At 65.9% G+C, this 13,906-nt stretch carries 11 protein-coding genes; 8 read left to right on the top strand and 3 right to left on the bottom strand.

Features of this window, described 5'->3' with window-relative positions; genetic code table 11:
- The first annotated feature begins 74 nt into the window (after positions 1 to 74).
- On the top strand, positions 75 to 1,112 hold the full coding sequence (locus ABIG06_RS00485) for a glycosyltransferase family 4 protein (RefSeq protein ID WP_370140618.1): 1,038 nt from the start codon (positions 75 to 77) through the stop codon (positions 1,110 to 1,112).
- Between the two features lie 178 nt (positions 1,113 to 1,290).
- Here the strand turns inward: ABIG06_RS00485 and waaF are convergent, their stop codons facing one another.
- Complete coding sequence (waaF, locus tag ABIG06_RS00480) at positions 1,291 to 2,361, bottom strand: lipopolysaccharide heptosyltransferase II (RefSeq protein ID WP_370140617.1); 1,071 nt, start codon at positions 2,359 to 2,361, stop codon at positions 1,291 to 1,293.
- A gap of 160 nt (positions 2,362 to 2,521) precedes the next feature.
- Between waaF and rfaD the strand changes: the two genes are divergently transcribed.
- The 5 genes from rfaD to ABIG06_RS00455 all read left to right on the top strand — a co-directional run bounded on the left by rfaD (position 2,522) and on the right by ABIG06_RS00455 (position 9,312).
- A complete protein-coding gene (gene rfaD, locus ABIG06_RS00475) occupies positions 2,522 to 3,502 on the top strand; it encodes an ADP-glyceromanno-heptose 6-epimerase (RefSeq protein ID WP_370140616.1) in 981 nt (326 codons plus the stop codon).
- Positions 3,503 to 3,525: 23 nt separating this feature from the next.
- On the top strand, positions 3,526 to 4,998 hold the full coding sequence (gene rfaE1 / locus ABIG06_RS00470) for a D-glycero-beta-D-manno-heptose-7-phosphate kinase (protein ID WP_370140989.1): 1,473 nt from the start codon (positions 3,526 to 3,528) through the stop codon (positions 4,996 to 4,998).
- Positions 4,995 to 6,281: an O-antigen ligase family protein gene (locus tag ABIG06_RS00465; RefSeq protein ID WP_370140615.1), complete on the top strand. Its 1,287-nt coding sequence runs from the start codon at positions 4,995 to 4,997 to the stop codon at positions 6,279 to 6,281. Before rfaE1 ends, ABIG06_RS00465 begins: the two co-directional genes overlap by 4 nt.
- An 84-nt stretch (positions 6,282 to 6,365) precedes the next feature.
- A complete protein-coding gene (locus tag ABIG06_RS00460; RefSeq protein WP_370140614.1) occupies positions 6,366 to 8,279 on the top strand; it encodes an SDR family NAD(P)-dependent oxidoreductase in 1,914 nt (637 codons plus the stop codon).
- Positions 8,280 to 8,364: 85 nt separating this feature from the next.
- Positions 8,365 to 9,312, top strand: a complete 948-nt coding sequence (locus ABIG06_RS00455) for an NAD-dependent epimerase/dehydratase family protein (protein ID WP_370140613.1) — start codon at positions 8,365 to 8,367, stop codon at positions 9,310 to 9,312.
- On the opposite strand, the gene ABIG06_RS00450 is transcribed toward ABIG06_RS00455, so the two are convergent.
- Both ABIG06_RS00450 and ABIG06_RS00445 read right to left on the bottom strand, forming a co-directional pair.
- On the bottom strand, positions 9,300 to 10,319 hold the full coding sequence (locus ABIG06_RS00450) for an MraY family glycosyltransferase (protein WP_370140612.1): 1,020 nt from the start codon (positions 10,317 to 10,319) through the stop codon (positions 9,300 to 9,302). The genes ABIG06_RS00455 and ABIG06_RS00450 overlap by 13 nt on opposite strands.
- Entirely contained in the window at positions 10,316 to 11,275 is a 960-nt protein-coding gene (locus tag ABIG06_RS00445; RefSeq protein ID WP_370140611.1) for a lysylphosphatidylglycerol synthase transmembrane domain-containing protein, read from the bottom strand. The genes ABIG06_RS00450 and ABIG06_RS00445 overlap by 4 nt, the downstream gene beginning before the upstream one ends.
- Before the next feature lie 196 nt (positions 11,276 to 11,471).
- On the opposite strand from ABIG06_RS00445, the gene ABIG06_RS00440 reads away from it, so the two are divergent.
- Both ABIG06_RS00440 and ABIG06_RS00435 read left to right on the top strand, forming a co-directional pair.
- Positions 11,472 to 12,461, top strand: coding sequence for an SDR family NAD(P)-dependent oxidoreductase (locus tag ABIG06_RS00440; protein WP_370140610.1), 990 nt, complete (start codon positions 11,472 to 11,474; stop codon positions 12,459 to 12,461).
- 7 nt (positions 12,462 to 12,468) lie between these two features.
- On the top strand, positions 12,469 to 13,881 hold the full coding sequence (locus ABIG06_RS00435; protein ID WP_199752345.1) for a mannose-1-phosphate guanylyltransferase/mannose-6-phosphate isomerase: 1,413 nt from the start codon (positions 12,469 to 12,471) through the stop codon (positions 13,879 to 13,881).
- The last annotated feature ends 25 nt before the right edge of the window (positions 13,882 to 13,906 follow it).

Below are 13,906 nucleotides of genomic sequence, written 5' to 3'. Positions count from 1 at the left end.
GGGGGTATCGGCGCGGCTGAACTGGTCACTATGCTTAATGTTGCGTATAGGGACTTTGCGAAATGGAGCGTAACGTGGCGGGTGTCCCCGGCGATCTCGAATTGATCGTGCCAAATCTGCACAGGCGCTATTCTGGGGTCACCGCGACCAACCGGATGGTGGCGCCGCGGCTGGCGAAACTGTACCGCGCGGCCTGGTTCGGCTCGGATGCGCCGGAGGGGATCGCGCGGCTGAGCGCTTCCGATTTGCTGAAGCTGTGGCGCCGCAAGCGGCCCGTGATCTGGCATGCGCGCCGCAACAACGAGATGATCGCCGGCGTCGCGTTGCGCGCGCTCGGCTGGCCGCTGAAACTCGTGTTCACCTCGGCGGCGCAGCGGCATCACAGCTGGATCACGCGCTGGCTGATCCGGCGCATGGACGCGATCATCGCAACGAGCGACATCTCGGCCTCGTTCCTGAAGGTGAAGGCGACGGTGATTCCGCACGGTGTCGACACCGACGTCTATGCACCGCCGATCGACCGCACGGCTGCCTTCGCGGAAGCCGCGCTGCCGGGCCGCTACGCCATCGGCTGCTTCGGCCGCGTTCGCGCGCAGAAGGGCACGGATGTGTTCGTCGATGCGATGTGCCGCCTCTTGCCGCGCTATCCGGATTTCACCGCCGTCATCGTCGGCCAGGTCACGCCCGAGCAGGCGCCCTTTGCCAATGACCTGAGGAAGCGGATCGAGGCAGCCGGCCTGCAAGCGCGCATCGTCATCACCGGCGAGCTGCCGATCGAAGCGGTGCAGCGCTGGTATCAGCGGTTGACGATCTACGCCTTCACCTCGCGCAACGAGGGCTTTGGCCTGACGCTGATCGAGGCGATGGCGGCCGGCAGCGCGCTCGTTGCCGCACGTGCCGGCGCGGCCGAGCTTGTCGTCGAGGATGGCGTAAGCGGCGTGCTGATCCCGACGGGTGATGCCGACGCGCTAGTCGCGGCGCTGGAGCCGCTGATGCGCGACGTGGCTGCAGCGACCGCGATGGGTGAGCGCGGGCGGGCGCGGGTGCTCGAACGGTTCAGCCTCGATGCCGAAGCAGCGCGGATCGGCGAGGTCTATCGGCCGCTGCTCTGAGGCGATTTTCTCCGGTCGCAAACAAAAGCCGCGAAAACAACCCCATGCACAGTACCCGGCGGTAGCTAAATCAATGGCTTGGCTCAGTGCGACGGCCTTTTACGGATTTTACGAAATCAATTTGACTTGTCGGGCAAAACACTGGCATGATGCCACCATCGCGCGAGCCTCGATTGCCTCAGGTCAGTGCCTTCGCCCGCGCCTCCCGCAGCACCCGCTGCGCAATCCCCGCCACCTCGCTTGCCGTGAGATCCCGCATGCAGCGGTGGTCGTTCATCTTGCAGATCGTACTCTGGCAGGGCTGGCAGGACAGCTCTTCCTTGTCTTGCACGACCGTTGCCGCAAGGCTGTTGAGGGGGGCCCAGAGGTAGGGGCTGGTGGGGCCGAAGATGCCCATGGTGGGCGTGTCGAGGGCGGCTGCGATGTGCATCAGGCCGGAATCGTTGGAGATGGCGACGCCGGCCGCGGCCATGGCCAGCACGCCGTTGCGCAGATCGGTGCCGGTGAGGTCGCGCACGGCCGGGCCGCCCGCGGCGACGATCTCCTGGGCGAGGCCCTTTTCGGCGGGGCCACCGACCACCCAGACCTCCAGGCCGCGCTCGACCAGCAGGCGGGCGGCCTCCGGATAGTAGGTCCAGCGCTTTGAGGCCCCGACCGAGCCGGGGGCGAGCGCCACGGCGGCTCCGGCGCCGAGGCCATTGGCCTGGCGCCAGCGCACGATCTCCTCGGCCGGGACACGCAGTTGCGGAACCGGCCATTCCGGAGGCAGGGGCGCGCCGTCGGGCTGGGCCAGGGCGGCGTTCTTGTCGACGAAGCGGGGCAGCTTCCTCTCGCCCCAGCGCCAGCGGTTGATCAGGCCGAACCGAAACTCGCCGACGAAGCCGACCCGTTCAGGAATACCGGCCAGCGCCGGCGCGATCGCCGCTTTCCAGGTCCGGGGCAGCACCAGGGCGGTGCCGTAGTTTCGCTCCCGAAGGAGCTTTGCCAGACCGAACTGGCGGGCCACGGCGAGACGGCCGCGCGGCATGTCCCAGATGATCCCGGCGCGCACGCCGGGCATGTAGTCGACCAGCGGGGCGCACAGAGACGTCGTGAGCAGATCGACCGGCCGGTTCGGCCAGCGCTCCTTCAGGACCCGCACCACGGTGTGATTCCGGACGAAATCGCCGATCCACATATACGGAACGATCAGAATCGGGCGGGTGTCGTTCCGATCTGGATCCCCCGCAAATTGCGAATCAATATTCATTCGTTATTAGGACCGAAGACGTGCCGATGTTGGCGGTTCGGTAGCCGCTCCGGGCCGGCAGGTAAAGCCGGCAGACCGCCAATCCCAAAACCGCTTACACTTTGGCGGATCATGCGCTACGGCAGGACCGGGCATTAAGAAAATCGGGCAGGTAGTTGGAATGTTGCTGGTGACCGGCGGGGCCGGTTTTATCGGATCGAATGTCGTGGCCGCGCTGAACGCGGCCGGCCGCAGCGACGTCGTGGTCTGCGACCTGCTCGGCACCGAGGGCAAGTGGCGCAACCTCGCCAAGCGGCAGCTTGTGGATATCGTTCCTCCGGCCGAACTGCCCGACTGGCTGAAGGGCCGCAAGCTGGAGGCCATGATCCATCTCGGGGCGATCTCCGCGACCACCGCGACCGACGGCGATCTCGTGTTCGAGACCAATTTCCGCCTGTCGATCCGCCTTCTGGACTGGTGCACGATGAACGCGGTGCCGTTCATCTATGCATCCTCGGCGGCGACCTATGGCGACGGCGAGGCCGGCTTTGGCGACGACGCTTCGCTGCCGGCACTGAAGAAACTGCGGCCGATGAATCTCTACGGCTGGAGCAAGCACATGTTCGATCTCGCGGTCGCCGGGCGCGTGGCGAACGGCGATCCGCTGCCGCCGCAATGGGCCGGGCTGAAGTTCTTCAACGTGTTCGGCCCCAACGAATACCATAAGGGCTCGATGATGAGCGTGCTGGCGCGGCGCTTCGACGACGTCAAGGCGGGCCGCCTCGTGCAGCTGTTCAAGTCGCATCGCGACGGCATCGAAGACGGCGACCAGCGCCGCGACTTCATCTATGTCGACGACGTCGTGCGCGTCGTCATGTGGCTGCTGGCGACGCCGTCGGTGTCCGGCATCTTCAACGTCGGCACCGGCAAGGCGCGCAGCTTCAAGGATCTGATGCTGGCTGCCTACACAGCGCTCGGCACGAGGCCCAACATCGAATACATCGACATGCCCGAGAGCATCCGCAACAGCTACCAGTACTTCACCCAGAGCGAGGTCGATCGTCTCTGCCGCGCCGGCTATAACGGCGGCTTCACGACGCTCGAGGACGCGGTGAAAGCCTATGTCGGGGATTTTCTCGACCGGCCCGACCGCTTCCGCTGAGGCCTTTGATCATGGCGACGCCAATTCTCGATTTCGACGCACTCGCGCAAACGATCTCAGGCCGCACGGTGCTCTGCATCGGCGACATCATGCTGGACGAGTTCGTCTACGGCGAGGTGTCGCGGATCTCGCCGGAAGCGCCGACGCCGGTCATCGCCGCCCAACGCAGCGAGATTCACATCGGCGGCGCCGGCAACGTCGCGCGCAATGTCGCTTCGCTCGGCGCGCGCTGCATCTTCGTCGGGCTCGTCGGCGAGGACGATGCGGGCAAGCGGCTGGCCTCGGCGCTGGGTGAGCAGGCCGGCATCGAAAGCGTGCTGGTGTGCGATCCGTCGCGGCCGACCACACGAAAGGCCCGCTTCGTCTCCGAGCATTTTTCCACGCACATGCTGCGCGCGGATTGGGAGCAGGCGGCGCCTGCTTCCGATGACATCGAAACGAAACTGATCGACGCGATCCTGCCGCAGATCGCGCGCGCCGACATCGTGCTGCTGTCCGACTACGCCAAGGGCGTGCTGACCGCGCGCGTGATCCGCCACACCATCGATGCCGCGCGCAAGCTCGGCAGGCCCGTGGTCGTCGATCCCAAGAGCCTGAACTGGGCGATCTATCGCGGCGCCACGCTGCTCACGCCCAACCGCAAGGAATTCTCGGAGGCGACCCGCAGCCGCGCCGACACCCCCCAGAGCATCGTCGAGGCCAGCGAGGACGTGATGCGGCTCGCCGATTGCGAGGCGATCCTGGTCACGCAGGGCGAGCACGGCATGACGCTGGTGCCGCGGGGTGGCGGGGCCGTTCACGTTCCGGCCTTCCCGGTGAAGGTGCGCGACGTCTCCGGCGCCGGCGACACCGTCGCCGCCGCGCTCGCGGTATCGCTCGCGGCCGGCGCGGACTGGGATACGGCGCTGCGCGTGGCCAATGCCGCCGCCGCAGTCGCCGTCGGCAAGCAGGGCACCGCTAGCGTGAACGCGGCCGAGCTGCGGCGAAAGATCCTGCCGCACGCCACTCTCGCGGCCGAGGAGAAGATCGTGCTCGATCCGGCCGCACTCGATGCCCAGCTCGCAGAATGGAAGAGGCAGGGCCAGCGCGTCGGCTTCACCAATGGCTGTTTCGACATCCTCCATCCCGGTCACGTCAAGGTGCTGACCGCGGCGCGCGCGGCCTGCGATCGCCTGATCGTGGGGCTCAACAGCGACGCCTCGGTGCGGCGGCTGAAGGGCGTCGATCGTCCGGTGCAGGACGAGCGCGCGCGCGCCGAGGTGCTCGCCGCGTTGGAGGCCGTCGATCTCGTCGTCGTCTTCGCGGAGGACACGCCGATCGATCTGATCACGAGGATCAAGCCCGGCGTGCTGGTGAAGGGCGGCGACTACACCCGCGAGCAGGTCGTCGGCCACGAGGTCGTCGAGGCCGCGGGCGGAACGGTCGTGCTGGTCGACGTCCTCCAGGGCTTCAGCACGACGGCGCTGGTTCATCGCGCCCGGGGAGGGAGCAAGTGACGGCGCTTGCCCGCGAGACTCCCGTTGATGTGTTGCGGCGGCGCCTGCGCAGTCCGGTAGCCTGGCGCGAGACGGTCGATCTGTTTGCGATCCTGACGGCGGCCTCGCTGCCCTGGTCGACGTCGCTTGCGGGGATATTCAACGCGCTGATGCTGCTCTGCATGGTGCCGTTCCTCGACGTCCGCGCCTTCCTGCAATCGCTGCAGCGTCCGATCTGCGTGGCGCCGATCGCGCTGGTGCTGCTCGCGCTGGTCGGGACGCTATGGTCGGATGCGGCCTGGGGCGCGCGCTTCTATGCCGTCAACCCCACCGTCAAGCTGCTCGTGCTGCCGGTCCTGCTCTATCATTTCGAGCGCTCGCCGCGCGGTCCGTGGGTCTTCGCCGCCTTCCTGGTGTCCTGTGCCCTATTATCGGTGATGTCCTGGCTGGTCGCGTTCTATCCGAACCTCACGCTCAAGACCGACAACATCGAGCGCGGCATCTTCGTCAAGAACTACATCGACCAGAGCCAGGAATTCACCCTCTGCGCCGTCGCGCTCGCCTATCCGATCGTGATGCTGCTGCGCGAGAAGCGATACTGGTTCGCCGGGCTGCTCACGGCGGTCGCGCTCAGCTTCTTCGTCAACATGGCCTTCGTGGTGGTGTCGCGCACCGCGCTCGTCACCATTCCGATCATGTTCGGCGTGTTCGCGTTGCTGCACCTGAAGTGGCGCAGCATCGCGATCGTGGTCGCCGCGCTGCTCGCCGGCGCCGTTCTGGCCTGGCAGGCCTCGCCGCATCTGCGCCAGACCGCCGAGAGGTTCGCCAGCGATTACACGGGGTATGTGGAAAGAGGCGAGTCGACCTCAATGGGCATGCGACTTGAATTCTGGCGGAAGTCGCTCGGCTTCTTCGCGGAAGCACCGATCGTCGGCCACGGAACAGGCTCGACGCGCGGATTGTTCGAGCGGGTCGCGACGGCCCCGGGCCACAACCAGGCCTCCGCCGAGGTGATCGGCAATCCGCACAACCAGACATTGAACGTCGCCGTGCAATGGGGCATGATTGGCGTCGCAGTCCTCTACGCGATCTGGATCCTGCATCTGCGGTTGTTTCGCGGCGACGGGCTTACGAATTGGATCGGGCTACTGGTCGTGGTGCAGAACGTCTTCACCTCGCTGTTCAACTCGCATCTGTTCGACTTTCATGAGGGCTGGATGTACGTCATCGGCGTCGGCGTTGCCGGCGGCATGGTGATCCGGGCACAACAGGTCGAGGCGAAGATGAGGGAAGCCGGTTCCTGAGCGGTCGCGCGGCTGGCAAGTCTTGTCCAGATGGAGTATCAGCGCGGTCAGGTTGCAACTAGTTGGGTTTTCATCGGTCGGCGGATGACGCGTCTTTCGCATCTTACCTCGCGCAATTTCCTGATCGCGCTCCACGACCTGCTGGCGACCACGGCCGCGCTTTTTGCCGCCTTCTATCTGCGATTCGAGGGTAGCGACGACTTCTTCGAGCGCTTGCCGCTGCTGTTCCAGATCCTGCCCTATTTTCTTGTCTTCAGCGTGGTCGTGTTCTTCGCCCTGAACCTGACCACGACGAAGTGGCGCTTCATCTCGCTGCCGGATGCGCTGAACATCATCCGCGCGGCGACCGTGCTCACCGTCGCCCTCCTCGTGCTCGACTACATCTTCGTCGCCCCCAACGTCCGCGGCGCCTTTTTCCTCGGCAAGGTGACGATCGTTCTCTACTGGTTCCTGGAGATCACCTTCCTCAGCGCGCTGCGCATGGCCTATCGCTACTTTCGCTATACGCGGGTACGGCGTCACGCGAAGGGCAGCGATGCCGCCCCGACGCTGCTGATCGGCCGCGCTGCCGATGCGGAGGTGCTGCTGCGCGGCATCGAGAGCGGGGCCATCAAGCACATCTGGCCTGTTGGCGTATTGTCGCCCTCGATGGCGGATCGCGGCCAGATCATCCGCAACCTGCCGGTGCTGGGCGGCATCGACGACGTCGAGGACGTCATCGCGGACTTCGCCAAGCGCAACAAGGCGATCGCGCGCCTCATCATGACGCCGTCGGCATTCGAGCCGGAAGCGCACCCGGAATCGATCCTGATGCGGGCACGCAAGCTGGGGGTGATCGTCAACCGCATGCCCTCGCTGGAGAGCGGCGACACGCCGCGGCTCACCGCGGTCGCGGTCGAGGACCTCCTGCTGCGGCCTAGCGAGACGATCGACTATGGGCGCCTGGAGGCGCTGATCAACGGCAAGGCCGTGATCGTCACCGGCGGCGGCGGCTCGATCGGCTCAGAGATCTGCGAGCGTGTCGTCGCCTTCGGCGCCGCGCGGCTCCTGATCGTGGAGAACTCCGAGCCGGCGCTCTACGCGATCACGGAAGCGCTCGCCGCGCGGGGGGCGGCAGCCGCGATCGAAGGGCGGATCGCCGACATTCGCGACCGCGAGCGGATCATGCGCCTGATGGCGGAGTTCAAGCCGGACATCGTGTTCCACGCCGCGGCGCTCAAGCACGTTCCGATCCTCGAACGCGACTGGAGCGAAGGCGTCAAGACCAACATCTTCGGCTCGATCAACGTTGCGGATGCCGCCGTGGCGGCCGGCGCCGGGGCGATGGTGATGATCTCGACCGACAAGGCGATCGAGCCGGTGTCGATGCTCGGCCTGACCAAGCGTTTTGCGGAGATGTACTGCCAGGCGCTCGATCACGAGCTGGCCGCAGGCAGCGGCGGCGCCAAGCCGCCGATGCGGCTGATCTCGGTCCGGTTCGGCAACGTGCTGGCCTCGAACGGTTCGGTGGTGCCGAAGTTCAAGGCCCAGATCGAGGCTGGCGGCCCGGTGACGGTGACGCATCCCGACATGGTCCGCTACTTCATGACCATCCGCGAGGCCTGCGATCTCGTCATCACCGCGGCCACGCATGCGCTCGGAACGCAGCGTCCCGACGTCTCGGTCTACGTGCTCAACATGGGCCGGCCGGTCAAGATCGTCGATCTCGCCGAGCGCATGATCCGTCTTTCCGGACTGCAGCCGGGCTACGACATCGAGATCGTGTTCACCGGCATGCGGCCGGGCGAGCGGCTGCACGAGATCCTGTTCGCCTCCGAGGAGCCGACCCGCGAGATCGGCGTTGCCGGCATCATGGCCGCGCAGCCGAAAGAGCCGCCGATGCAGACGCTGCGCAAATGGATTGCTGCGCTGGAGCAGGCGATCGCCCGCGACGATCGCGCCACCATCAGGACGATCCTGAAGGATGCGGTGCCCGAATTCGGGTCGACCGCGGCCTGACCATGCAGCCCCGAGACAAGATCGTCGCCGCCTGTGCCGCTCCGGTCGGCGGATTGTCGCGCAACGCGGCTCTGGCGGAGCAACGATGAGCGAGACAAAGCCGGTCGCGCTGGTGACGGGGGCGAGCGGCTTCCTTGGCCGCCATATCGTGCCTGCGCTGACGCGGGCGGGGTGGTCGGTCCGCCGCGCGGTGCGCAGCGCGGATGGGACCGACGGCGAGGTTCTGATCGGATCGATCGGCCCCGAGACCGACTGGCAGGCCGCGCTTGAAGGCGTCGACGCCGTCGTCCATCTCGCCGCGCGCGTGCACTACAAGAACGAGGAACACGCGGTCCAGCTCTATCGCGACGTCAATGTCGAGGGCACACTTCATTTGGCGCGCTGTGCGGCGACGGCCGGCGTACGCCAGTTCATCTTCATCAGCACCGTTCTCGTTCACGGCCGCACCAATGAAGGCCGTGCGCCGTTCCGCGAGAACGATGTTCCGACGCCGCGTGGTCTCTACGGCACCTCCAAGGCGGAGGCCGAGGCGGGCTTGCGGACGCTGGCGCGCGACAGCGACATGAAAATCTCGGTGATCAGGCCGCCTCTGATCTATGGCAGGGGCGCCAAGGGCAACTTCGCGCTGCTGACGCGCGCGGTGAGGCTGGGACTGCCGCTGCCCCTCGCGGCGATCAACAATCGCCGCAACTTTCTCTCCGTGCAGAACCTGTCGTCGTTCATCCTGCACCGGCTCGGCCATTCCGAACCGGGGAGCAATTTCGAGATCTTCCTGCTGGCCGACCGGGAGCGGATCTCGACGCCTGAATTCATCGAACGCCTGGCGCGAGCCTCCGGCAAGCGCGCCCGGCTGTTCGCCATACCGCCAAAGCTGCTCAGCGCGGTGCTCCGCGTGATGGGCCGGCAGGATGTTCATGACGGCCTGATCGGCTCGCTCGAGCTCGACATCTCCAAGGCGCTCGCCACCGGCTGGCAGCCGCCGGTCTCTCTGGACGAGGGGTTGCGGCTCGCGCTGTCTACTCAGGACGCCTGAGCGCGGGAGAAACGCCGCAGCACGAGTGCGACCCCGCCCGCGCCGGCGAACAAGGCGAGGATCGTGGTCGCCATCGAACCGGCGCGAACGGTGGCGATGGCGAGCAATGCCAGCACGAGATTGAGCGCGAATGCCTCGCCGACCACCTGCTTGACCGTGAACCCGTTGTCGGTTGCGCGCTGATAGAAGTGCGTGCGGTGTGCCGACCAGAACGGTTCGCGCCTGATGATGCGCCGGAACAGCGTGATGGTGGAATCCGCGAGATAGTAGGCGGGCAACAGCAGCGCCGCGGCCGTCTGTCCCCGAAAGGCGAGCTCCAGCAGGCACCAGCCGAGCAGGAGGCCGATCGGCAGGCTGCCGACATCGCCCAGGAAGACTTTTGCGACCGGACGGTTGAACGGCGCAAAGCCGAGCATGGCGCCGCACAGCGCGGTGGCGATCAGCGCCGCCGGCCACGAGAGATCCCCGAGGATTCCCAGCAGCAGCAGCGCAGCGGTGACCGGCACGACTTCCGCCACCATCATCAGGTCGAGCCCGTCCATGAAGTTGACGAGGTTCACGAACCAGACTCCTGCAAGGACGATGAGGCCGCGCTCGAGCGGAAGCGGCAGCGCCGGCACGATCCGCGCGGTCTCGGGCGCGGTGAACACCACGGCGCCGACGCAGGCTGCCTGCAGCGCCAGCCGCACGATCACCGGCAGCGACTTTATGTCGTCGGCAAACCCGACCAGCGCGATCAGCACCGTCGCGCCGATCAGTGCCGGCGGGATGGCGACGTTCGCCCAGACGGCCCAGAGCGAGGCGACGATCAGAGTCGCGGCGATCACCGCGATGCCCGCGCCCTGCGGGGTCGGGATGCGATGTGAGGACCGCGCGTTCGGTCGAGCCAGTGCATAGCGCTGGAGCAGGGGACGGCTGGTCCAGGTGACGAGCGCCGAGATCAGTGCGGCGATCGCAACGGCAAGCAGCAAGGGCGCGACGGCGAGCGAATCGGCGGCCGAGCTCACTCCGGCACTCCAATCGGGGCCGACCCTTGCGCGGCCTTCTCCGCGCTGAGGATCCAGACCAGGCCGCCGACTGCGCCGACGATGAAGTACACGGCGCCGAACAGCAGCGAGACGTTGACGCCCTCGTTGGCGGCAAGTCCCGCGAAGCCGAACGCAAGGCTCATCGTGGCTTCACGCACGCCCCAGCCGGCGATCGAGATCGGCATCATCGTGATCAGCATCACCGGCGGCACCAGCAGAAAGACATCGCTGAAGCGAACCGGGGCCGCGATCGACTGCACGACGCACCAGGCGATGACGACGGCCAGCACGTGAACGAGGACCGACAGGATTGCGACGATCGGCCCGCGGGCGCGGCTGAAGATCACGCGATTGGCGAGCACGGCGCAGGCGTGAATGTGATGCGTGGCCCACCAGGTCTTCAGCCAGGGCCATTTCAGCATGCCGAAAATCAGAAAGCCGAGGCCGCCGGCGAGCGCCAGGAGATCGATGAGCAACAGCGCCGAGCGCCCGTGCGGATCGGTGATCAGGGTGTAGCTCCAGGGCAGGCTGGCAACGATCACGATCGCGAGCGCGATCAGGCCGATCGCGCGGTCGACGAAGATCGAGTAGGTCGCCGCACGCCAGCCGGCTCCGGCTCGCGCGACCAGCCACAGCCGGACCGCATCGCCGCCGATCGCCGACGGCAGCGTCTGGTTGAAGAACGAGCCGATCACGTTGTAGCGCATGGCGCGGCTGAGCTCGAGCGGCGCGCCGCAGACGGCGCTGATCTCGCGCCAGCGCAGCACGCCGACGAAGATCTGCAGGAACGCGACCGCGATCGCGACGCCGATCCAGAACAGGCTGGTCGCGGTGAAGCGCGAAAACAATTCGGACAGGTCGACCTTGCGCAGCGCCAGATAGAGCAGCGCCGCGGAAATCATGACCTTGGCCGTCGACAACAGGATTCGGCGCATCTCGTCCGCATGAACAGGGTTTGCGAAGATTTGAGGCAACCCGACGCGAGGCGCCGAATTCGGCCGCTTTGGTATGGTCTTGGCGCCGATCTTGCAATAGCCGTCGTTGGGCCCTTGTCCGGACAGCGGCGGGCCTATTGCGATCCGAACGAGCTGGCGGCTAAACAGGACGGGGCCAGGGACCCCGGGGAACAGGATGACGGATCAGGCGATTTTGGTCACGGGTGCAGCCGGCTTCATCGGCTTTCACGTCGCCAGGCAGCTCCTGGGCGAAGGCCGTCCCGTCGTCGGGCTCGACAATCTCAACAGCTATTACGATCCGGCGCTGAAGAAAGCGCGCCTGGCGCTGCTCAGGGAATGCTCCGGCTTCTCCTTCGTCGAGGCCGACCTCGCCGACCGCGAGGCGATGGCGGCGCTGTTTGCGCAACATCGTTTTGCCAAAGTCGTGCATCTCGCGGCGCAGGCCGGCGTGCGCTACTCGATCGAGCAGCCGCACGCCTATGCCGATTCCAATCTCCAGGGCTTTGTCAACGTGCTGGAGGGCTGTCGCAACAATCGCTGTCGTCATCTCGTCTACGCCTCGTCATCGTCCGTTTACGGCGCCAACACAAAATTGCCATTTGCGGTTGCGGACCGCACCGATCATCCCGTGAGCTTCTATGCGGCGACCAAGAAGGCGAACGAGGTGATGGCGCAGTCCTACAGCCATCTCTATCGTCTGCCGGTCACGGGGCTGCGCTTCTTCACCATTTACGGCCCGTGGGGCCGGCCCGACATGGCCATGTTTCTGTTCGCGAACGCCATCATGGCGGGCAAGCCGATCCGGCTCTTCAACCACGGCAAGATGCGCCGCGACTTCACCTATATCGATGATGTGACCCGTGTCGTATCCAAGCTGATCGATCTTGTGCCTGCGGACGATCCGGCTGCCGCAAATGCGCCGTTTAAGCTCTACAATGTCGGCAATCACCATCCCGAGGAACTGATGCACGTCGTCGGTCTTCTGGAGCGGGAACTGGGCCGGACGGCGATCAAAGAATTGCTGCCGATGCAGCCGGGAGATGTGCGGGAAACGTTCGCGGATGTCGAGGATTTGATGCGCGACACCGGCTTTGCACCGTCAACGCCGATCGAGCATGGGGTCCATAATTTCGTCACCTGGTATCGGGACTACTTCAAGGTTTGAAATCACGATGGACAAACGCATAATCCCCCTGATCATGTGCGGCGGTGCCGGCACGCGGCTGTGGCCCGCTTCGCGCGAGGTTCGCCCCAAGCAATTCCTGCCGCTGTTCGGCACGCGCTCGACCTTCCAGGACACGCTGCTGCGCGTGTCGGATCCCTCGCTGTTCGATCGTCCGATCGTCATCACCAATGCGTCCTATCGCTTCATGGTGCTGGAGCAGCTCGCCGAGATCGGCATCGAGGCCGACGTGATACTCGAGCCGATGCGGCGCGATTCCGGCCCCGCGATCGCGGCGGGCGCGGTGTTCGCGCAGAACCGCGACAGTGAAGCGATCGTGCTCGCGCTCGCCGCCGACCACGTGGTGCAGGACAACGCCGCCTTCGTCGCCGCCTGCCGCGAGGGTCTCACCGCCGCGAACGCCGGGCGCATCGTCACCTTCGGCGTCAAGCCGGAGCGGCCGGCGACCGAATACGGCTACATCAATCCGGGTGAGGTGATCTCCGGCGAAGTGCATGCGGTCGCCCGCTTCGTCGAGAAGCCGGACGCGGTGAAGGCATCCGACTACGTCAATTCGGGCTATCTCTGGAACAGCGGCAACTTCATGTTCCCGGCCGCTGTGCTGCTCGACGAATATCGCAAGGTCGATGCGGCAAGCGTCGAGGCCGTCACCAATGCCGTCACCAATGCCGGCCGCGATCTCGGCTTCGTCACGCTGGAGCCCGAGGCGTTCGGCGCGGCGAAGGCGATCTCGATCGACTATGCGGTGATGGAGAAGACCGCGCGCGCCGCCGTTGTGCCGGTGTCGTGCGGCTGGTCCGACGTCGGCTCCTGGCTCGCGGTGTGGGAGTTGTCGGAGAAGGATGCGCAAGGCAATGCGGCGCATGGTGCTGCCGTGTTCGAGGACTCCCGCAACTGCAACGTCACCACCGATTCCGCGCTGGTCGCGCTCGAAGGCGTCGACGATCTCGTCGTGGTCGCCACTGCGGACGCGATCCTGGTCTCGCGCCAGAAGGATGCCAACGGCCTGAAGCGCCTGGTGACCAAGCTGAAGGCGGTCGCACCCAAGGTCACCGAGGAGCATCTCAAGGTGCACCGGCCCTGGGGCAGCTATCAGTCCGTCGACAATGGCGAGCGCCACCAGGTCAAGCGCATCGTGGTGAAGCCGGGCGGGCGCCTGTCGCTGCAGAAACACCACCATCGTGCCGAGCACTGGATCGTGGTGCGGGGCACGGCCCAGGTCACCGTCAACGAGGCCGTGAAAACGGTGCACGAGAACGAATCGATCTACATCCCGATGGGCGCCGTCCACCGGATGGAGAACCCCGGCAAGATCCAGCTGGAGCTGATCGAGGTGCAGACCGGCTCTTATCTCGGGGAAGACGACATCATCCGGATTGAAGACGACTATCAAAGGTCGTAACCAGCAAGCTCCGAATCACGCGACC

This window comes from Bradyrhizobium sp. USDA 326 (assembly GCF_049739485.1).
Taxonomy (GTDB): Bacteria; Pseudomonadota; Alphaproteobacteria; order Rhizobiales; family Xanthobacteraceae; genus Bradyrhizobium.
The sequence above is the reverse complement of the archived record's forward strand: the minus strand, read 5'-3'. Positions and strand labels throughout refer to the sequence as shown.

Coding starts and splice junctions, on each gene's coding strand:
- waaF (WP_370140617.1), bottom strand. CDS start 2,361: ATGAATATTGATTCGCAATTTGCGGGGGATCCAGATCGGAACGACACC.
- rfaD (WP_370140616.1), top strand. CDS start 2,522: ATGTTGCTGGTGACCGGCGGGGCCGGTTTTATCGGATCGAATGTCGTG.
- ABIG06_RS00460 (WP_370140614.1), top strand. CDS start 6,366: ATGACGCGTCTTTCGCATCTTACCTCGCGCAATTTCCTGATCGCGCTC.
- ABIG06_RS00455 (WP_370140613.1), top strand. CDS start 8,365: ATGAGCGAGACAAAGCCGGTCGCGCTGGTGACGGGGGCGAGCGGCTTC.
- ABIG06_RS00445 (WP_370140611.1), bottom strand. CDS start 11,275: ATGCGCCGAATCCTGTTGTCGACGGCCAAGGTCATGATTTCCGCGGCG.
- ABIG06_RS00440 (WP_370140610.1), top strand. CDS start 11,472: ATGACGGATCAGGCGATTTTGGTCACGGGTGCAGCCGGCTTCATCGGC.
- ABIG06_RS00435 (WP_199752345.1), top strand. CDS start 12,469: ATGGACAAACGCATAATCCCCCTGATCATGTGCGGCGGTGCCGGCACG.